Raw genomic sequence first — 19,552 nt, 5'->3', positions numbered from 1 at the left:
TTTGAGGGGTTTGCCCTGTCGACAAGGACCGCTTGTTTCGGTTGTAATTGCAGGTAATTACACAAAATTACCCGAACAGACCCATGGCAGGACACGTCAATTCATTGCACGAACAGGTGGCACAGGGGCTGCGAAACCTGATTTTTGCGGGTGATTTGTCGCCCGGTGCGTTTGTGGACGAGACCCGCTTGTGCGAACAGCTGTCCATCTCGCGCACCCCCTTGCGCGAAGCCTTGAAGGTCTTGACCGCAGAAGGACTCATTCGGCATGAGCCACGCCGTGGGTGCTTTGTGAACGAAGTGACCGAGCAGGACCTGGATGACATCTTTCCTGTGATCGCTTTGCTGGAAGGCCGCTGCGCCCACGAAGCCGCTTTGCATGCAAGCGATGCCGATATCCTGGCGCTGGAAGCTTTGCACCAGCAACTGAAGGACAGCGCGGCGCAAGGCCGCATCCCTGATTACTATGCTGCCAATTACGCCATCCATGAGGCCGTCATCGCCATCGCGGGCAACAAATGGCTGGCTCAAGTGATCGGTGATTTGCGCAAGATCCTCAAACTCGCCCGCTTGCAACAGCTCAATGCGCCCGGGCGACTGGCGCAGTCGCTGGCCGAACACATGGCGATTTTTGCCGCGCTGAAAGCGCGCGATGCCGAAGGTGCCGAAGTGGCCATGCGGACCCATTTGACGCGCCAGCGTGAGGCCTTGCGCCAGCTGGCCCGCCAGAGCAAAAGCCGCATCGCGGCGTTTAAGACAGACCACCATAAGTGGGGGGACGCAACATGAGCACATCTGAGTGGATCGGCCGCAAAGTGGCCGGCTGGCTGCCGGCAGGCAAGACGCCAGCAGGCAAGCCCACGGCTTCACCACAAGAGGGCCGGCCAGAGACCCGTACCGCCAAACCTGCGGCGGCCAAGGAGGGGCAGATCCGATCTTCACGTGAGCGACTCAACGCCACGCTGCGCCAAAAGGAAGAAGCCTTGTCGCCCCGCGTGCTGCGCCGGACCTTGACCGAGTTGCAAGCCATCGTGGACCCGAGTGTCAGCGAGGTCGAAGGCGGCAAGCGGGCCCGGGGCGTGGCTCAGTGGTACAGCAAAGCCACACCCGAACAGCGCCAGGACTGTTGGCTGCTGATGAGCGAGCAATTTGCACCCGATGCCAGCAAAGTGAAGGCCGCTCGCGAACAGTACGAAGCTGCCGTGGGCTCTCCGGATGAAGGCGTGGCCGAAATCCGCTTGCGCAAGGCCTTGGTGTCGCCACGCACGCGCTTGTTGCAACGTTTTGCGGTGTTCCCGGAGGGCATGCGTTTTCTGGTGGACTTGCGCCAGGCCTTGATGCCCGCGCTCAAGTCGAACAAACGCTTGCTGGCGCTGGAAGCTGAGCTGGAGAACCTGTTCACCACCTGGTTCGATGTGGCTTTTCTGGAGCTGCGGCGCATCAGCTGGGATTCGCCCGCCAGCTTGGTGGAAAAACTGATCAAGTACGAAGCGGTGCACGACATCAAGAGCTGGGGCGATGTGAAAAACCGCCTGGATTCGGACCGCCGTTGTTACGGATTTTTCCACCCAAGCTTGCCCGACGAGCCGCTGATTTTTGTGGAGGTGGCCTTCATGCATGAGATCGCCGCCAACATCAGTCCTTTGCTGGACGAGTCGGCCGAGGCCGTGGACCTGAGCAAAGCCACCACCGCTATTTTTTACTCCATCAGCAACACGCAGCCCGGCCTCAAGGGCGTGAGTTTTGGCGACTCGCTCATCAAGCGGGTGGTCGAGACTTTGCGTGCGGATTTCCCCAAGCTCAAAACCTTTGCCACCTTGTCGCCCATCCCTGGCTTTCGGGGCTGGCTGCAGAAAAATGCGGGCCGCATGCTGGATGCCACGCCCGAGAAAATGCGGGCTCAGCTCAGCCGTGCGGTGAGTTTTGAGCCCGCTGGTGCTGAGCATGTGCTGTCTGCATTGGAGTCGATGCCCACCCTGCCCGAAAAATCGGTTCTGCGCCAGTGGTTGCACGGTTGCGCAGCGCATTACTTGGGCAAGGAACTCAGCCAAGAGCGCCCCATCGACCCGGTGGCCCGTTTCCATTTGGGCAACGGCGCACGTGTCGAGCAGATCAACTGGGCGGCCGACATGTCCGGCAAAGGCGTCAAACAGTCGTATGGCCTGATGGTCAATTACCTGTACGATTTACGCAAAATTGACCGTCACCGCCAGGCTTTGGCGCAAGGCCGCGTGCCGGTGTCGGACGCGGTGTCGGACCTGTATTTCTGAGACCTGAATTTTCGGTGTGAACCATTCATAAAGAGGAGACCCACATGAGCACTTTCAATTTTCAAATGGATCGCCGCGGCGTTCTCAAATGGGCCGCCTCCGCCGCTGCGGCTGGGATGAGCGGCGCTCAGGCCCAAAGCACATGGCCGACCAAGCCCGTGACCCTGATCGTGCCGTTTCCTGCGGGTGGCGGCACCGATGCTTTTGCCCGGCCCATGTCGGCACAGTTTTCCAAGCTGACCGGCAAGCAGCTGATCATTGACAACCGGGGCGGCGCGGGCGGCACCTTGGGCGCAGGTGTGGCGGCCAAGTCGGCACCCGATGGCTACAACTATTTCATGGGGGCGGTGCACCACACCATCGCACCCTTCATGTACCCCAAACTGGACTACGACCTCGAGCGTGATTTGGTGCCCTTGATCTTGGTGGCCAACGTGCCGCAAGTCCTGGTGGTCAATCCGAAAAAATTCCAGAACACCGACTTCAAGGCTTTCTTGGACCAAGTCAAGAAAAGCCCCGGACGCTTCAACTACGGCTCGGCCGGTGGCGGCACTTCGCACCATCTGGCGGGCGAGTTGTTCAAGCTGCAAACCAAGACTTTCATCACGCACATCCCTTACCGCGGTGCAGGCCCGGCTTTGCAAGACCTGATCGCTGGCAACATCGACATGCTGTTCGATGGTTTGGGTTCTTCGGCCACGCACATCAAGAGCGGTCGCCTCAAAGCCTTGATGGTCTCGGGTACCAAACGCAACCCCGCATTTCCGGATGTGCCGTGTTCCACCGAACTGGGCTTGCCCGACTACACCGTGTCTACCTGGTACGGCATTTGGGCACCCAAAGGCGCGCCGGCTGATGCACAAACACACATGGTCGAAGAGGTGCGCCGGGCCTGCCAGTCTGACGAAGCCAAGGCCGTTTGGGCTGGGCAGGGCGCTGAATTCCCCAACCTGACCGGTGCGCAGTTCGATGGTTTCATCAAGAAAGAATTGGCCAAGTGGTCACAGGTGGTGAAAGCCTCTGGCGCCAAGCTCGACTGAGTGGGTCTTTGTCCGCCATGGACCTGCGATCAGGATCTCTTATTTTTTGCATGTGAATCACAACCATGAGCTCTCACAATTTGTTTTCGGCCTTGCGTGCCGCTTTTCCTGCTGACCTGAATGCCACGGCGGTCGAGACCGACGAAGGCCTCAATTACAGCTGGGCCGACCTGGACCGTGCCACAGCCATGATGGCCAATTTGCTCCAGTCGCTCGACTTGCCCGAAGGCAGTCGCGTGGCGGTGCAGGTGGAGAAATCGGTCGAGGCCATGATGCTGTACCTGGCCACCTTGCGTGCTGGCTATGTGTTCTTGCCACTCAACACGGCATACCAAAGTGCCGAGATCGAGTACTTCATCGGCAATGCCGAGCCCGCCGTGGTGGTGTGCAGTGGTGCCAACTTCGGTTGGGTCAGCAAGATCGCTTTCAAGGCGGGCACGCAGCACGTGTTCACCTTGAACGATGACCGCACTGGCAGTTTGATTGACCGTGCGGCGACCCACAGCGATCAGCACCAGCCAGTGCCGCGCCAGGCCGATGACTTGGCCGCCATCCTCTACACCAGCGGCACCACCGGGCGCAGCAAAGGCGCCATGCTCACACACGGCAACATGCTCAGCAATGCGCTGACGCTCAAGGACTATTGGGGCTGGAAGACGACCGGCGGGCCAGATGGCCATGGCGATGTGCTGATCCATGCCTTGCCGATCTTCCATGTGCATGGCTTGTTTGTGGCCATCCATGGCGCCCTGATCAACGGCAGCAAGATGATCTGGATGGCCAAGTTCGACCCCAAACGCGCCATTGGCTATATGGCCAAGGCCACCGTGTTCATGGGCGTGCCCACGCTGTATGTGCGCATGCTGGCCGAGCCTGCCTTGAACAAGGCGGCGGTCAAGCACATGCGCCTGTTCATCGCGGGATCAGCCCCTTTGTTGATCGAGACCTTCACCGAGTGGCAAGAGCGCACGGGGCAGACCATCTTGGAGCGCTACGGCATGAGCGAGACCGCCATGCTGACGTCCAACCCCTACGCTGCAGATAAGCGCTATGGACAGCAGTCCGAGCGCCGAGGCGGTACGGTGGGCTTTCCTTTGCCCGGCGTGCAATTGCGCGTGCGCGGCGACGATGGTGTGGATTTGCCGGTGGGCGAGATCGGCGGCATCCAGGTCCAAGGGCCCAATGTGTTCAAAGGCTATTGGCGCATGCCCGAGAAGACGGCCGAAGAGTTCACCGCAGACGGTTATTTCAAGACCGGCGACGTGGGCAAGGTCGATGAACGCGGTTACGTGACCATTGTGGGCCGCAGCAAGGACCTGATCATCAGCGGCGGCTACAACGTGTACCCCGCCGAGATCGAGGGCTACATCAACGAGATGAAGGGCGTGGCCGAAAGCGCCGTGGTGGGTGTGCCGCACCCTGACTTTGGCGAGGTGGGTGTGGCTGTGGTGATTGCCAAGCCAGGCGCTGCTGTGCAGCCCGATGCCATCATCGCCGAGCTCAAAGCCAAGCTGGCCAATTTCAAGATCCCTAAGAAATGCTTTGTGGTGACCGAGCTGCCACGCAACACCATGAGCAAGGTTCAGAAGAACTTGCTGCGCGACCAGTACAAGGGCCTGTTTGCCTGAGGCCAGGCCACTGCCCCACAAAAAAGACCGCCTGAGGGCGGTCTTTTTTGTGGGGCAAGCGCCATCATTTTCTCAGGTAGGCGTTCTTTTCATGAATGCGCTGGATGTGCTCTGCAGCTTGCTCGGCGCTCATTTCTTCGTTGATGACTTTCACGTTGACATACCAGAGTTCTTCTTCCAGCGAGGGCCAGACCCGGTTGAGCTTTTCTGCATTCAAGCGGATGGTGTCGTCGCAGCTTTTGCGCCAGTCCAACATCTCCTGGCTCAACGGGTCATTGACCATGACCTTGTGCTTGGACAATGAAAAGAAACCACTCAGGGTGTCTGTCAGCAACTGGGCGAATTCTGCAGAGCCCAGCCAGTCGACGAACAGTTTGGCTGCTTCGGGGTGTTTGGTGCTTTTGTTGATGCCGATGCCAAAGTCTGGGTGCACCGACAGGTGGCAGCGTTGGCCTGCGGTCTCCACCGGGGGCTTGAACACCCCCATGTCGATTTTCTTTTTGTAGGCAAAGCTGGTGTTGCGCAGGAAATCGATGTCCCATGAGCCTGTGGGATAGACGGCTGCCAGGCCTGTGGCAAACAAGATCTGGATGTCGCTGTTGGACATTTCGCTTTGTTGGGGGTGCATGTAGGGCTTGAGTTGGCCCATCATGCGCCACGCCTTGATGAACTCCGGATCGGTGAACTTCTTGCGGCCCTGAATCAGGGCCAACCGTGATTTTTCACCTTCCCAGAAGTTCGGCCCCAAGCCCGTGAAGATCACCTGGTTCGTTTCCCACATGTCTGCGGTGCCCAAGGCCAATGGGGTGACTTTGCCTGCGTCGGACACTTTTTGGAGCAGGGCCATCCATTCGGCAACGGTGTCGGGCGGCACCAGTTGCAGGTCCTTGAAGATTTGTTTGTTGTAAAGAACACCGTGGATCACATAGGCCACGGGCATGCAATACGTTGTTTTGCCATCGTCCGAAGTCCAGGCGCGGCGGGCGTTGTGGTCAAAATTTTGAAGCTGAGTCTCGGTCAGGGGCTGCAAGTAGCCTTTGGCATGCAGACGCATGCCCCCGTCAAAAGGGCGGCAAAACACCAGATCGCCCGCGCGTCGGGTGGACAGGCGAGCGTCCAAGCGGGGGTCGTAGCTGAGGGCTTCTTCGGGCGCAAATTTCAGGCGAATGCCCGGGTGCTTTCTTTGAAAAGCCGGGATCAGCACTTTGTCCCAGAAGATTTGGTCGTCCTTGCGCCAGCTTTCGATCACGAGCTCTTGTGCGTGGACGCACGCCGCCATGAAGCTCAAGCCGACCATGCACAGGGCCCATGCGCATTTCAATGTCTTGCCGAGCGCCTGCAGGCGTGCGACGGGGTGTGTGTCTGTTTTCAAAGTGGTGCTGGCTGCGTTGATTTGAATACTATTTTATTGTTATATACAAATGCAGCCAGTCACCCACAGGAGCCCCGAGGGGCTCCTGTTCCAGTCAGCGCAAAACCAGCACAGGGATGTGCGAGTGGGTCAGCACTTGTTGCGTTTCGCTGCCCAAGAGCAGGCGCTTGATGCCTTTGCGGCCATGCGAGGCCATCACGATCAGGTCGGCCTGGTGTTTCTTGGCGGCGGCAATGATGGCGTCCGAGACCACGTCGGATTTCACCGTCACGGCCTTGGTGACCACGCCCTTGGCTTGGGCGGTTTTTTGCACCGCTTCCAGAGCGGCTTTGGCCGCTTCGCTCCATTGGCCTTCGATGCGGCTGACTTCAGAGGCAGCCAAGGGGATGCTGCCTTCAAAGTAGGCTTGGGGGTAGCGGGGCACGACTTTCAGGGCGACCAGTTCGGCGCCGCACGTGGCAGCCAACTGGATCGCATGGGTCACGGCTTTTTTGGACAGGGTGGAACCATCGGTGGCCACAAGAATGCGTTTGTACATAAGGTGCTCCTCAGCGTTGTTGAAAACTTCAGCTTAAATCGCTGCGCTGGCCTGCTTCTTGATGCACATCAAGCTTCGTGTCAGGGCCTTGGCTTATCGTTCAGACATGACCGAAGTCAATGTTTTGCCGTCCCTGCCTCTCGAAGCCGTGCATGAGGAAGCCGTGGAAGATGCCGTGAAAGACGAGCAACGTCTGAAATTGCTGGACGATCCGCAGGAATGGGCGGCCTTTAGCCTTCCCGAAAAGAACCAGGCCGGTTGCTGGAGCTCCAGCGTGGTGTTTGAAGGCATGCACTGCGCCGCGTGTGCCATCACCTTGGAAGATGCCTTGCGTTCGGTGCCGGGTGTGGATGCGGTGCAAATCAATGCCGCCAGCCACCGCGGCCGCATTGTGTGGTCGCCGGAGCTGACCCGTCCATCGGAGTGGATGCGTTCGGTGGAGCGCTTTGGCTACAAGGCCATCCCCGCCAACGACGCCCATGCCCACGAAAGACGCCGCCAGGAAGCTCGGCGCATGGTCTGGCGCCTGGCCGTGGCCGCGCTGTGCATGATGCAGGTGATGATGTACGCGACCCCGGTCTATGTGACCGAGCCCGGCGGCATCACGCCCGAGATGGTGCATTTGCTGCGCTGGGCGTCCTGGGTTTTGTCCTTGCCCGTGGTCTTTTTCTCGTGCACCCCGTTTTTGCGCAGTGCCTGGCGCGACTTGAGACACCGGCAAGTCAGCATGGATTTGCCCGTGGCCTTGGGCATGGTGGTCACTTTTGTGGTCAGCAGCATCGGCACCTTTGAGCCCACCGGGCCTTTTGGTGCCGAGGTCTATTTCGACTCGCTGACCATGTTTGTCTTCTTCTTGCTGATGGGCCGCTGGCTGGAGCTGCGCATGCGTGACCGCACCGCGGGTGCGCTGGAGGCGGTGCTCAACCGCCTGCCCGACAGGGTGCGCAAGCGACTGCCCGGCGGGCAATGGGATGTGATTTCGATTCGCCGCCTGGCTGTGGGCGATGTGATTGAGGTCTTGCCCGGCGAGGCTTTGGCCGGCGATGGCTTGGTGCTGGCCGGACAAACACAGGTCGATGAAGCCTTGCTCACGGGCGAGTCGATCCCACTGGCGCGGCAGGCGGGTGATCGCGTGATCGCGGGCAGCCACAACCTGAGCGGCACGATCGAGGTGCAGATCGAGCAAGTGGGGGCGGCCACGCGCTATGCCCAGATCGTGTCCTTGATGGAGGGCGCCTCGCTGTCCAAGCCTTCCATGGCTTTGTTGGTGGACCGCTGGGCCAAGCCATTTCTGATGGCTGTTCTGCTGGCGTCTTTGGCTTCGGCCGTTTACTGGTGGCCGACAGATCCTGCCCATGCCGTGATGGTGGCGGTGGCCGTGTTGATCGTGACCTGTCCCTGTGCCTTGTCTTTGGCCACACCGGCGGCCATGTTGGCTTCGGCCGGTGCGTTGGCGCGCAGTGGGGTGTTGGTGCGCCGCCTTGAGGCTTTGCAAAATTTGGCGACCATCGACACCGTTATTTTTGACAAGACGGGCACGCTGACCCGTGATGCGTTTGAAGTGGCGGGCATCCACACCCGCGAAGGCTTGTCACAAGGCCAGGCCTTGCAATGGGCGGCCAGTTTGGCCCGCCATTCTCTGCACCCGGTTTCCCGGGCCTTGTGGTCCGAAGCCCGTCGCCGTGCATTGGCCGAAGACCGCCTCTCTGCTCTGGAGTCAGAGACCGCCCAGGCAGTGTCCGAGAAAGCCGGGCAGGGCGTGTCTGGGGTGCTGACCGTTTCGGGCCAAGTTCTGAATTTGCGTTTGGGCTCGGCCGCTCATTGCCAGGCGCCTGTTTATGAAGGCACGCATTTGCAGGTCAGTTTGGCCGACGATGTCGGCTGGATCGCGACATTTGAATTGGTGGAGGAAGTCCGGCCAGAAGCCCCTGCGGTCGTTGCGGCTTTGAAGCAACTGGGTTTGCAGCTCAAGGTGCTCTCGGGGGATGCCCAAAGCGCCGTCGCCCAGGTGGCATCGCAGGTGGGCATCGACGATGCCCGTGGTGCTTGCAGTCCACAAGACAAATTGCAGGCCGTGCAGGCCTGGCAAGCCCTGGGTCACAAGGTGGCCATGGTGGGCGATGGCCTGAACGATGGTCCGGTGCTGGCGGGGGCTGATGTGTCATTTGCCTTGGGTCAGGCAGTCCCTTTGGCGCAGTCCAAAGCCGATTTTGTGCTCATGGGGGGGCAGCTGCAGGTTTTGTTGCCAACCCTTTTGCGCAGCCGTCAGACCCTGCGGGTCGTCAAGCAAAACTTGGTGTGGGCCGCCGTGTACAACGCGGCGTGCATTCCCTTGGCCCTGATGGGCTGGCTGCCAGCCTGGGCGGCGGGCTTGGGCATGGCGCTGAGCTCCTTGCTGGTCGTGCTCAATGCCCTGCGTTTGTCCCAAGATTTGGCGTCCAGTACGCCAGCAGCATGAAAGAACAACCATGGACATCCTGTATTTGTTGATCCCCCTGTCGGTCGGTTTGGTGTTTTTCATCTTGGCCGGGCTGTGGTGGGCCATCCACCGGGGTCAATTTGAAGACATTGAGGCCGAGGGTGAGCGGATTTTGCGAAACGATTGATATTGATCAAGTCCTATAGGTATACACCCGGGCAAACTCGCAACGAAGTTTTTAAAAAAGAAGAGGTGAAAATGAAATTTGCCAATATGCAGGCGACGACGTACAACGACACCGTTGTGCGTCAGTTCGCCATCATGACGGTGGTTTGGGGTGTGGTGGGCATGCTGGTGGGCGTGATCATCGCGGCCCAGCTGACCTGGCCAGAGTTGAATCTGGGTATTCCATGGCTCAGTTATGGCCGCTTGCGCCCACTGCACACCAATGCGGTGATTTTTGCGTTTGGCGGTTGTGGCTTGTTCGCAGCGGCCTACTACGTGGTGCAGCGCACCTGCAACGTCCGCCTGTTCAGCGACAAATTGGCCGCTTTCACCTTTTGGGGCTGGCAACTGGTCATCTTGCTGGCGGCCATCACCTTGCCTTTGGGTTACACCAGCGGCAAGGAATACGCCGAGCTGGAGTGGCCGATTGACATTCTGATCACCTTGGTCTGGGTGGCCTTTGCTGTGGTGTTTTTTGGCACGGTGGGCACCCGCAAGGTGCGTCACATCTATGTGGCCAACTGGTTCTTTGGTGCCTTCATCATCGCTGTGGCCCTGCTGCACCTGGTCAACAGTGCTGCACTGCCTGTGGGCATGATGAAGTCCTACTCGGCCTATGCCGGTGTGCAGGACGCCATGGTGCAGTGGTGGTATGGCCACAACGCGGTGGGCTTTTTCTTGACCGCAGGCTTCCTGGGCATGATGTATTACTTCATCCCCAAGCAAGCTGAGCGTCCCGTGTACTCGTATCGCCTGTCGATCGTGCACTTTTGGGCGCTGATTTTCACTTACATGTGGGCCGGTCCTCACCACCTGCACTACACCGCCTTGCCCGACTGGACCCAGTCGATCGGCATGGTCTTCTCCCTGATCCTCTTGGCACCCAGCTGGGGCGGCATGATCAACGGCATCATGACCTTGTCCGGCGCATGGCACAAACTGCGTGACGACCCGATCCTGCGTTTCCTGATCGTGTCCTTGTCGTTCTACGGCATGTCGACTTTCGAAGGCCCGATGATGTCCATCAAGACCGTCAACGCGCTGAGCCACTACACCGACTGGACCGTGGGCCACGTGCACTCGGGTGCTTTGGGTTGGGTGGGTCTGGTGACCATGGGTTCTATGTACTACCTGATTCCCCGTTTGTTTGGCCAGAAAAAGATGTACAGCGTCAAAGCCATTGAGATCCACTTCTGGACCGCCACCATCGGTATCGTGATCTACATCGCGGCCATGTGGATTGCCGGTGTGATGCAGGGCTTGATGTGGCGCGCTGTCAACGCCGACGGCACCTTGACCTACACCTTCGTCGAGTCGGTCAAAGCCACCTTCCCGTTCTATGTCTTGCGTTTGGTGGGCGGTTTGTTGTACTTGGGTGGCATGGTGATCATGTTGTGGAACACGATCAAGACGGCCACACAAGGTCGTTCCGTCGAAGTCCAGATTCCTAGCTTGACAGCCCACGCCTGAGGAGAAATGAAACATGTCTGAAAACCAAAAATCGGGCGGTCTCTCCCACGAAAAAATTGAGACCAACAACTTCTTGATGATCGTGCTGATCCTCATCGTGTTGCTGTTCGGTGGCATGGTGGAAATCGTGCCCCTGTTCTTCCAGAAGTCGACCACCCAGCCTGTGGAGGGCCTCAAACCCTACACCGCGCTGCAAGTGGCCGGTCGTGACGTGTATGTGCGTGAAGGTTGCTACAACTGCCACTCGCAGATGATTCGCCCATTCCGTGCTGAAACGCTGCGCTATGGCCCTTACTCCACGGCTGGCGAGTTTGTCTACGACCACCCCTTCCAGTGGGGCTCCAAGCGCACAGGTCCTGACCTGGCGCGTGTGGGCGGCCGTTACAGCGACGAATGGCACCGCATCCACTTGAACAACCCGCGTGACGTGGTGCCTGAATCGAACATGCCCGCCTACTCATGGCTCGAAAAGAACCCTGTGGACGGAGCCAGCTTGCCCGCTCACATGAAAGGTCTGCGCACATTGGGCGCGCCTTACAGCGACGAGGAAATCGCCAAGGCCACAGACGACGTCAAAGGCAAGACTGAACTCGATGCCGTGATCGCCTACCTGCAGGGCATGGGCATCCACCGCAAGTAAACGGAGCAAGCCATGGACATCAATACTCTGCGCGCCATCGTGACTGTGCTCACTTTTGCCATCTTCCTGGGCATCATCTGGTGGGCCATGTCACGCCGTAACCAAGCCGATTTTGACGAAGCCGCACAACTGCCGTTTCGTCAGGAAGACTGAATTGTCCTCAGCACATAACAAATTAAAGGAATCGAAATGAGTGACTTCATCAGCAATTTCTGGCACTTGTATGTGGCCGGCATCACGCTGGTCAGCATCATTGCCTGTCTGATCCTTCTGTGGTTCAGTGGCAAAGCCAAGGCCATGACGGCCAACGACAACACCACCGGCCATGTCTGGGATGGTGATTTGCGAGAAATGAACAACCCCTTGCCACGCTGGTGGGTGGGCCTGTTCATCATCACCATCGTTTTTGCTTTTGTGTATTTGGCCATGTACCCCGGCGCGGGTCACAACGCTGGCAAGTTCGGCTGGACCTCTGCCGGTCAGTACGACGCTGAGGTGGCCAAAGCCAACGCCGAAGTAGCGCCTTTGTACGCCAAATTTGCAGGTCTGCCTGCAGAAGAAGTGTCCAAAGACCCTCAGGCCATGGCCATCGGTGACCGCTTGTTCATGAACAACTGCGCACAGTGCCACGGCTCTGATGCTCGCGGCAGCAAGGGGTTCCCCAACCTGACCGATTCAGATTGGTTGCATGGCGGCGCACCCGAGAAAATCAAGGAAACCTTGGTGCAAGGTCGCATCGGTCAGATGCCTCCAATGGCCGCAGCGGTGGGCACGCCTGAAGATGTGCGCAATGTGGCCCACTATGTGCTCAGCCTGTCGGGCAGCCCCCATGATTCACTGCGTGCATCGCTGGGTAAATCCAAGTTCGGTGCTTGCGCAGCCTGCCATGGCATGGATGGCAAAGGCAACCAAGCCCTGGGCGCGCCCAACCTGACCGATGACATCTGGTTGCACGGTTGGGGCGAAAACGCCATCGTCAACATGATCAACAACGGCAAGGTCAACCAGATGCCTGCCCAGGCTTCCAAGCTGACCGAAGGTCAGATCCATGTGTTGGCTTCTTATGTGTGGGGCTTGTCCAACAAGCCAGCTGCAACCAAATAAGCTGTGAACTGAACCAAGGCACCCCCAGTGGGTGTCTTGTTTTTTGAAGGTACGTGTTTTGGACACTCAAGAAAACCCTCCCCGCAAGGTGGTGCCCATCGTTCCGGTGAACGAGTCTTCGGGTGCGGAGGATGACGTGCAGATGGTGTCGCTGTATGCCGCGACCCAGAAAATCTATCCCCGCAGCGTGCAAGGCATTTTTGCCAAGTGGCGCTGGGCGATGGTGTTTCTCACGCAGCTGGTTTTTTATGGCTTGCCCTGGATCGAGTGGGGTCAACGTCAGGCGGTGCTTTTCGATTTGGGGGCACGCCGTTTTTATATTTTTGGTTTGGTCCTCTATCCGCAGGACTTCATTTACCTGACCGCGATCTTGGTGATCTCGGCGTTCTCGCTGTTCCTGTTCACGGCCATTGCCGGGCGTTTGTGGTGTGGTTATGCCTGCCCGCAGACGGTGTACAGCGAAATTTTCTTGTGGATCGAGCGCAAGGTGGAGGGCGACCGCAGCGCCCGCATGAAACTCGATGCGGCGCCGATGTCGCTCGAAAAGCTGGTCAAGAAAATCTACAAGCACATCGTCTGGCTGGGTTTGTCGATCTGGACGGGTTTCACCTTTGTGGGCTACTTCACGCCCATCAAGGAACTGGGCATGGAGTTCTTCCTGGGCAATATGGGGTCCTGGGAGATTTTCTGGGTCTTCTTCTACAGCTTTGCCACCTACGGCAATGCAGGCTTCATGCGTGAGCAGGTCTGCAAATACATGTGCCCTTATGCCCGCTTTCAAAGTGCCATGTTCGACAAGGACACCCTGATCGTCACTTATGACGCCGAGCGCGGTGAGCCCCGTGGTGCCCGCTCCAAAAAAGCCGATCCGGCCGCCCTGGGCCTGGGCGCTTGTGTCGATTGCACCTTGTGCGTGCAGGTGTGCCCGACCGGGATCGATATTCGCAAAGGGCTGCAATACGAATGCATCGGCTGTGGCGCTTGCGCCGATGTGTGCGACACCGTGATGGACAAAGTGGGTTACCCCCGTGGCTTGGTGAAGTACTCCACCGAACACGCGATGAAAAACAAATGGACCAAGGAACAAACCCTTCGCCATGTGTTCCGTCCGCGCGTGATCTTGTACATCGGCATTTTGACCTTGGTGGTGGTGGCCTTGCTGACCAGTTTGGGTTTGCGCAAACCTTTCAAGGTGGACGTGGTGCGTGACCGAGCTTCGTTGGCACGCATTGTGGCCGGGGGCAAGATCGAGAACGTTTACCGCTTGCAAATCATGAATGCGGCTGAAAAGCCCATGAACTACCGCCTCAGTGTGGAAGGTCTGCATGGCCTTGAATTGGCCACAGAGCATGATGTGCTGGTCAAATCCACCGAATCCCTTTGGGTGTCGGTGCGGGTGCAGTTGCCCTACGACGCAGCCGAGCCAGGCTCGCATCCCATTGAATTCGACATCCAGGCATCGGATGAACAAGGACAGTCGGTCAGTCAATTGAAGGAAAAATCTGTTTTCCTGGTCCCTCGTTGATGCTGGAGTAAAGGCTTAAATCATGACAACACAATCTTCTCAAATGACGGGCCGCCAGTGGTGGTCGTATGGCCACGTTTGGATGGTCATTGCCGGCCCTTTGCTGGTGGTGATCGCCAGCTTTGTGACCTTTTATCTGGCCGCAAACGGGCAAGATCCGGTGCTGACCCATTCGCAGGCGTCTGAGTCTGAGTCGGGTGCAGGCAATGCGCTGGCACCAGCGATTCAAGCGCGCAACCATGCCGCCACGGGTGAGTTGCCCGCTGCCAAATCAACGAACAAGCCCTGAAGGGCACTGCAGGAAACAAACATGTTGGCAAAAAGAATGATGTGGATCGCGTGGCCCGCTTTTTTGGTGGCGGGCCTTTTTGAAGTGCTGGTGTTCGGGATGGTCGACCCACAAAGCCTAGAGTGGTTTGGCCACCCCTTGGCGCTCTCACGTCAAGGGGTATACACCTTGTCCTTCTTTGCTTTTTGGGCGCTCACCATGGTCTCCAGTGGCCTCACGACCTTGCTGTCGATGTCGCCATTTGAGGTCAACCGGTGCCCGGTGGAGCCTGATCAGCGTCCTGCTGATTGCGCTCAAGGCGGCTCCGGTTGCTGTTGATCTGAGCTTGCCGCTGCGGCAGGTCTGCTTATTCGCAATGCGCTTGGTGATTGACCAGGCGCTGAAGACCTTCGGTGCTCAAGATGCGCACATGGCGCTGTTTGACTTCCACAATCTCTTCTTCCACAAACTTGGAGAATGTGCGGCTGACGGTCTCCAGCTTCAGGCCCAGGTAGCTGCCGATTTCTTCGCGCGTCATGCGCAAGACCAGTTCTGACTGCGAAAACCCCCGAGCGTGCAGACGTTGGACCAGGTTGAGCAAGAAAGCCGCCAAGCGTTCTTCAGCCCGCATGCTGCCCAAGAGCAGCATCACGCCGTGTTCACGCACAATTTCTCGGCTCATGATCTTGTGCACATGGTGCTGCAGGGCATTGATTTCGCGTGACAGCTCTTCGATCCGGTCGAAGGGCATGACGCAGACCTCGGCATCTTCCAGCGCCACCGCATCGCAGGTGTGTTGGTCATTCACGATGCCGTCCAAGCCGATGATCTCGCCAGCCATTTGAAAACCAGTGACTTGGTCGCGTCCATCTTCAGTGGCCAGGCAGGTTTTGAAAAAACCGGTGCGGATGGCATACAAGGACGTGAACTTTTCGCCATTGGTGAACAAGGTGTCGCCGCGTTTGATTTTTCGCCGCACCGCGACCAGATCATCAAGTCGGGTCAGGTCCTGATCGGTCAAGCCAACGGGCATGCACAACTCGCGAAGGTTGCAGTTGGAGCAGGCGACTTTGATGGCTTGGGGATTCATGGTGCTATCTCGTTGAGGAAAAACGGTTCTTGCCTTGGATCAAGTCTTGAGCTTAATACGAAATTTATGCTGCTCACAGCGGTGTACCCGGAAACGGTCAAGAATCACAGTTAACCATTAGAAAGATTGACCTCCGTCAATACTTGGTGCAACGCTTGCAGGCAAAGTACGCAACGTTCTGTACACGATTTGATTAAAGGGTGGGCTCATGTCCCTCATCACGCCTGATTTGTTGACACGATTTGATGTCCCGGGGCCTCGCTACACCTCCTACCCCACGGCTGATCGCTTTGTGGAGGCCTTTGGCGAAGCCGATTATTTGCAAGCACTGGACCAGCGCAAGAACGGTTCAATGGGCAAGGCCACGCCTTTGTCTTTGTATGTGCACATCCCGTTTTGCGAGTCGCTTTGCTACTACTGCGCCTGCAACAAGATCATCACCAAGCACAAAAACAGGGCGGCCACCTATCTGCGTTACCTCACGCGTGAAGTGGCGTTGCACACGGCCCACCTGGGCACGGGCCAGTCGGTCAGTCAGCTGCACTTGGGGGGTGGCACGCCCACCTTTTTGAGCGATGACGAGTTGCGTGAATTGATGCACATGCTGCGTCGGCATTTTGAGTTTGTGCCCGGTGGCGAGTATTCGGTCGAAGTCGACCCTCGCACCGTCGATGAACAACGCTTGGCCGTGTTGGCCGAGCTGGGCTTTAACCGGCTGAGCTTTGGCGTGCAGGACTTTGATCCGGCTGTGCAAAAAGCGGTGCACCGCGTGCAACCCGCTCAGCAGGTGTTTGACCTGGTGGCCGCTGCGCGCCGAATGGGTTTTGAATCGGTGAACGTCGACTTGATTTATGGCTTGCCCTTGCAGACGCCAGAGTCGTTTGAACGCACCTTGGCGCAGGTCAACGAATTGCGCCCGGACCGCATCGCTTTGTATGCCTATGCGCATTTGCCCGAGCGCTTCAAGCCACAGCGGCGCATCCACCCCGCCGAACTGCCTTCTGGCGGCGCCAAAGTGGCCATGCTGTCACGCTCACTGGATGCTTTCACCGAGGCCGGCTATGTCTACATCGGCATGGACCACTTTGCCTTGCCCGACGATGCTTTGGCTGTGGCCAAGCGGCAAGGCCGGCTGCACCGCAACTTCCAGGGCTACAGCACCCAAGCCGATTGCGATCTGATCGCTTTGGGGGTGTCTTCGATCGGGCGCGTGGGTGCCACTTACAGCCAAAACGCCAAGACCATGGAAGAGTATTGCGATTTGCTCGACCAAGGGCATTTGCCCGTGGTCCGTGGCCTGGCGCTGACGCGTGACGACCTGATCCGCCGCGCCGTGATCATGGCCTTGATGTGTCAAGGGCAGTTGCAGTTCGAGTCCATCAATTTGGCTTGGTTGGTGGATTTCAGGAAATACTTTGCTGCTGAGTTGTCGCAACTGCAGGGCATGCAGGACCAGGGCTTGGTGCAGTTGAACGATGCGGGCATCCAGGTCACCGCCATGGGCTGGTTCTTCGTGCGCGGCGTGGCCATGGTGTTTGACCGCTACCTGCAAGCCGACCGCAATCGGGCCCGCTTTTCCAAAATCATCTGAGCTAGGATCGGCCTTGTGATTTGCACAGGTGTGCACAAGGAATACGCATGCAAAGTTCTCTGGCCATCACGGCCTTGATGATGGGCGTTTTGGGTGGCCCTCACTGCGTGGCCATGTGTGGTGCTGCTTGCGCAGGATTGGGTCAGGCGGCAGGTGAGCATCGCTTGCGTGCGCTTTGGGCTTTTCAGGTGGGCCGTTGGATGGGGTATTCGCTGCTCGGGGCAGCGGCGGCATACAGCGTGCAAGGCCTGGGCTGGCTCACCACACAGTCTGCCGCTTTGCGCCCCCTGTGGACTTTGCTGCATCTGTCGGCAATCGCTTTGGGGTTGGTGTTGGTGGTGCAAGCGCGCCAGCCGGTGTGGCTCGAAGCAGGGGCCCGCAGACTGTGGGCGCGTGTTCGTGCTTTTCATCAGCGCTCGGGCGCAGTCGCGCCATTGCTGGTCGGACTTTTGTGGGCACTGATGCCTTGCGGCTTGCTCTATTCCGCCTTGATGGTCGCCGCTTTGGCGGGCGATCCTTTGAATGGCGCGAGCAGCATGGCTCTTTTCGCCTTGGGTTCGAGCTTGAGTTTGTGGACAGGGCCCTGGTTGTTGCTGCGCCTGCAATCCCTTGGTGATGGCGCGTGGGGTGTGCGCGTGGCCGGTCTGGCCCTGGTGGGCTTGTCCTTTTGGGCTTTGTGGATGGGCTTGGTACACGACCAAGCGCCATGGTGCGTTACACCCTGATACGACGTCGAAGTGTCTGATGGCCCGTTGACAGCCACTGGGCGCTGACAATGGCCACCTCATTTCATCGAGGTGTTCATGCGAAATTTCAACAGTTTGTCTGCCGCAATCATTGTGGCGTTGTCCAGCATCACAGCCCAGGCACAAAATGCAGTGACCAAGGATGTACCTGCGGGTTCTTCTCAAATTGTGCATTTGAGCGCATCGGCTTCAGCGCAAGTCACACAAGATTGGCTGGTCATGACCTTGGCTGTGCAAAAAGAAGGGACCGATGCCGCCGCCGTTCAAAAGCAGATCAAAACGCAGTTAGCGTCGGCATTGGCCTTGGCGCAAGGTTCTGCTCAAGCGGGTTTGCTGGACGTCAGCACGGGCCAATTGTCTATTTCTCCGCGTTATGGGCGCGATGGCAAAACCAATGGCTGGACGGGCGTGGCTGAATTGCTGTTGCAGGGCCGCGATGTGGAGCGCATCACCGCTGTGGCCGGGCGCGTGCAGGGCCTGACTGTCAGCCAAATGCATTGGGAAGTCAGTCCTGAACTCAAGCGCCAGACCGAAAGCCGCATTCAGGGCCAGGCTGTGGCGCAATTCCAAGCGCAGGCCAGTGCATTGGCCTCCAGCTTTGGCTTTGGCACTTACGGTCTGCGCGAAGTGCATGTCACCAATCAGGAGACATCGGCTGAGCCGCCTCAGGTGCGCATGGCCTCGATGCAGATGGACGCGGCACCTTCCCCAACGCCCGTTCCTGCGCAGGCAGGGCAATCCCGTGTGGTGGTCAATGTTGCGGGCAGCATCCAGCTCAAATGAGCGCAGACGCCAAGCGGATCAGGCGCTCAGGCCTTTGTAGAGCATGTAGGCAGCCAGCACATACAAGATGGTGGCGAACACGCGCTTGAGCTGTTTGACGGGCAGTTTGTGTGCCGTGGCCGCACCCACAGGGGCCATGGTCACGCTGCACACGGCAATGACCACCAGCGCTGGCAGCCACAGGTAGCCAAACGAAGAGTCAGGCAGGTTCTGCACGTTCTGACCGCTGACGATGTAGCCTGCCACGTTGGCCAGGGCAATCGGAAAGCCCAAGGCTGCACTGGTGGCCACCGCGTTGTGAATGGCCACATTGCACCAGGTCATGAAGGGCACGCTGATGAAGCCGCCACCGGCACCAACCAGACCCGACAACAAACCTATCAAGCCGCCGGCCCCCAATTGACCGGTAAAACCAGGCATTTGGCGGGTAGGTGCAGGTTTTTTGTCCAGAAACATTTGCGTGGCAGAGAAACCCACGAATGCGGCAAAGAACAAGGCCAGCGACGCGCCTTTGACGAATGCAAAAATGCCCATGCTCCCGATCAGGCTGCCGATCACGATGCCCGGTGCCAGACCTTTGACCAGATCCCAGCGCACAGCTTTTTTCTTGTGGTGAGCCCGCACGCTCGACACCGAAGTGAAGATGATGGTCGCCATCGAGGTGGCAATGGCCATCTTCACGGCCAGGTCAGGACCCACGCCGCGCTGTCCGAGCAAATAGGTGAGGAAGGGCACCATGATCATGCCGCCACCAATGCCGAGCAGACCGGCCAGAAAACCTGTGCAAAGGCCCAGAACGGCCAGTTCGGCCAGCAGCGTTGGTTCAATGATCATGATGAAAGTC

Annotated in this window: 20 protein-coding genes; 16 read left to right on the top strand and 4 right to left on the bottom strand. The window is 58.4% G+C overall.

Annotated elements, in window-relative coordinates; translation table 11 throughout:
* Window positions 1-83 precede the first annotated feature (83 nt).
* From B9Z52_RS02140 to B9Z52_RS02125, 4 genes are all read left to right on the top strand, one after another.
* Window positions 84-788, top strand: a complete 705-nt coding sequence (locus B9Z52_RS02140; RefSeq protein WP_108412194.1) for a GntR family transcriptional regulator — start codon at window positions 84-86, stop codon at window positions 786-788.
* Window positions 785-2,269, top strand: a complete 1,485-nt coding sequence (locus B9Z52_RS02135; protein WP_108412193.1) for a malonyl-CoA decarboxylase — start codon at window positions 785-787, stop codon at window positions 2,267-2,269. The genes B9Z52_RS02140 and B9Z52_RS02135 overlap by 4 nt, the downstream gene beginning before the upstream one ends.
* A gap of 44 nt (window positions 2,270-2,313) precedes the next feature.
* Window positions 2,314-3,309 (top strand): tripartite tricarboxylate transporter substrate binding protein, encoded by a 996-nt coding sequence (locus B9Z52_RS02130; protein ID WP_108412192.1) that lies wholly within the window; start codon window positions 2,314-2,316, stop codon window positions 3,307-3,309.
* A gap of 65 nt (window positions 3,310-3,374) precedes the next feature.
* Window positions 3,375-4,937 (top strand): malonyl-CoA synthase, encoded by a 1,563-nt coding sequence (locus B9Z52_RS02125; RefSeq protein ID WP_108412191.1) that lies wholly within the window; start codon window positions 3,375-3,377, stop codon window positions 4,935-4,937.
* 64 nt (window positions 4,938-5,001) lie between these two features.
* Here B9Z52_RS02125 and B9Z52_RS02120 read toward each other — a convergent pair whose 3' ends face one another.
* Window positions 5,002-6,309: an ABC transporter substrate-binding protein gene (locus B9Z52_RS02120; RefSeq protein WP_108412190.1), complete on the bottom strand. Its 1,308-nt coding sequence runs from the start codon at window positions 6,307-6,309 to the stop codon at window positions 5,002-5,004.
* 94 nt (window positions 6,310-6,403) lie between these two features.
* Entirely contained in the window at window positions 6,404-6,847 is a 444-nt protein-coding gene (locus B9Z52_RS02115; RefSeq protein ID WP_108412189.1) for a universal stress protein, read from the bottom strand.
* Window positions 6,848-6,908: 61 nt separating this feature from the next.
* On the opposite strand from B9Z52_RS02115, the gene B9Z52_RS02110 reads away from it, so the two are divergent.
* From B9Z52_RS02110 to B9Z52_RS02070, 9 genes are all read left to right on the top strand, one after another.
* Window positions 6,909-9,305 (top strand): cation-translocating P-type ATPase, encoded by a 2,397-nt coding sequence (locus B9Z52_RS02110; RefSeq protein WP_233251774.1) that lies wholly within the window; start codon window positions 6,909-6,911, stop codon window positions 9,303-9,305.
* Window positions 9,306-9,315: 10 nt separating this feature from the next.
* The gene (ccoS, locus tag B9Z52_RS02105; RefSeq protein ID WP_089960903.1) at window positions 9,316-9,453 is read left to right on the top strand and encodes a cbb3-type cytochrome oxidase assembly protein CcoS; all 138 of its coding nucleotides are present in this window, start codon (window positions 9,316-9,318) and stop codon (window positions 9,451-9,453) included.
* 71 nt (window positions 9,454-9,524) lie between these two features.
* Window positions 9,525-10,961, top strand: a complete 1,437-nt coding sequence (ccoN, locus tag B9Z52_RS02100; RefSeq protein ID WP_108412188.1) for a cytochrome-c oxidase, cbb3-type subunit I — start codon at window positions 9,525-9,527, stop codon at window positions 10,959-10,961.
* A gap of 13 nt (window positions 10,962-10,974) precedes the next feature.
* The gene (gene ccoO / locus B9Z52_RS02095; RefSeq protein WP_108412187.1) at window positions 10,975-11,601 is read left to right on the top strand and encodes a cytochrome-c oxidase, cbb3-type subunit II; all 627 of its coding nucleotides are present in this window, start codon (window positions 10,975-10,977) and stop codon (window positions 11,599-11,601) included.
* Window positions 11,602-11,613: 12 nt separating this feature from the next.
* Entirely contained in the window at window positions 11,614-11,754 is a 141-nt protein-coding gene (locus tag B9Z52_RS02090) for a cbb3-type cytochrome c oxidase subunit 3 (RefSeq protein ID WP_108412186.1), read from the top strand.
* 36 nt (window positions 11,755-11,790) lie between these two features.
* Window positions 11,791-12,705 carry a cytochrome-c oxidase, cbb3-type subunit III gene (ccoP, locus tag B9Z52_RS02085; protein WP_108412185.1) on the top strand — a complete coding sequence of 305 codons (915 nt, stop codon included), beginning with the start codon at window positions 11,791-11,793 and terminating at the stop codon, window positions 12,703-12,705.
* Between the two features lie 58 nt (window positions 12,706-12,763).
* The gene (gene ccoG / locus B9Z52_RS02080) at window positions 12,764-14,230 is read left to right on the top strand and encodes a cytochrome c oxidase accessory protein CcoG (RefSeq protein ID WP_108412184.1); all 1,467 of its coding nucleotides are present in this window, start codon (window positions 12,764-12,766) and stop codon (window positions 14,228-14,230) included.
* A gap of 22 nt (window positions 14,231-14,252) precedes the next feature.
* Window positions 14,253-14,519, top strand: coding sequence for a nitrogen fixation protein FixH (locus tag B9Z52_RS02075; protein WP_108412183.1), 267 nt, complete (start codon window positions 14,253-14,255; stop codon window positions 14,517-14,519).
* Window positions 14,520-14,540: 21 nt separating this feature from the next.
* The gene (locus tag B9Z52_RS02070) at window positions 14,541-14,837 is read left to right on the top strand and encodes a hypothetical protein (protein WP_108412182.1); all 297 of its coding nucleotides are present in this window, start codon (window positions 14,541-14,543) and stop codon (window positions 14,835-14,837) included.
* A 28-nt stretch (window positions 14,838-14,865) separates the two neighbouring features.
* On the opposite strand, the gene fnr is transcribed toward B9Z52_RS02070, so the two are convergent.
* Window positions 14,866-15,588, bottom strand: a complete 723-nt coding sequence (gene fnr, locus B9Z52_RS02065; protein ID WP_108412181.1) for a fumarate/nitrate reduction transcriptional regulator Fnr — start codon at window positions 15,586-15,588, stop codon at window positions 14,866-14,868.
* A gap of 208 nt (window positions 15,589-15,796) precedes the next feature.
* Between fnr and hemN the strand changes: the two genes are divergently transcribed.
* From hemN to B9Z52_RS02050, 3 genes are all read left to right on the top strand, one after another.
* Entirely contained in the window at window positions 15,797-17,179 is a 1,383-nt protein-coding gene (hemN, locus tag B9Z52_RS02060; protein ID WP_108412180.1) for an oxygen-independent coproporphyrinogen III oxidase, read from the top strand.
* Between the two features lie 47 nt (window positions 17,180-17,226).
* Window positions 17,227-17,904, top strand: coding sequence for a sulfite exporter TauE/SafE family protein (locus B9Z52_RS02055; protein ID WP_108412179.1), 678 nt, complete (start codon window positions 17,227-17,229; stop codon window positions 17,902-17,904).
* A gap of 78 nt (window positions 17,905-17,982) precedes the next feature.
* Window positions 17,983-18,708, top strand: coding sequence for an SIMPL domain-containing protein (locus B9Z52_RS02050; protein WP_108412178.1), 726 nt, complete (start codon window positions 17,983-17,985; stop codon window positions 18,706-18,708).
* An 18-nt stretch (window positions 18,709-18,726) separates the two neighbouring features.
* Here B9Z52_RS02050 and B9Z52_RS02045 read toward each other — a convergent pair whose 3' ends face one another.
* Complete coding sequence (locus B9Z52_RS02045; RefSeq protein WP_108412177.1) at window positions 18,727-19,542, bottom strand: sulfite exporter TauE/SafE family protein; 816 nt, start codon at window positions 19,540-19,542, stop codon at window positions 18,727-18,729.
* Window positions 19,543-19,552: the final 10 nt, after the last annotated feature.

Source organism: Limnohabitans sp. Jir72 (genome assembly GCF_003063575.1).
Classification (GTDB): Bacteria; Pseudomonadota; Gammaproteobacteria; order Burkholderiales; family Burkholderiaceae_C; genus Limnohabitans_A.
Note: the sequence above shows the minus strand (reverse complement) of the source record. Positions and strands in the feature narration are given on the sequence as shown.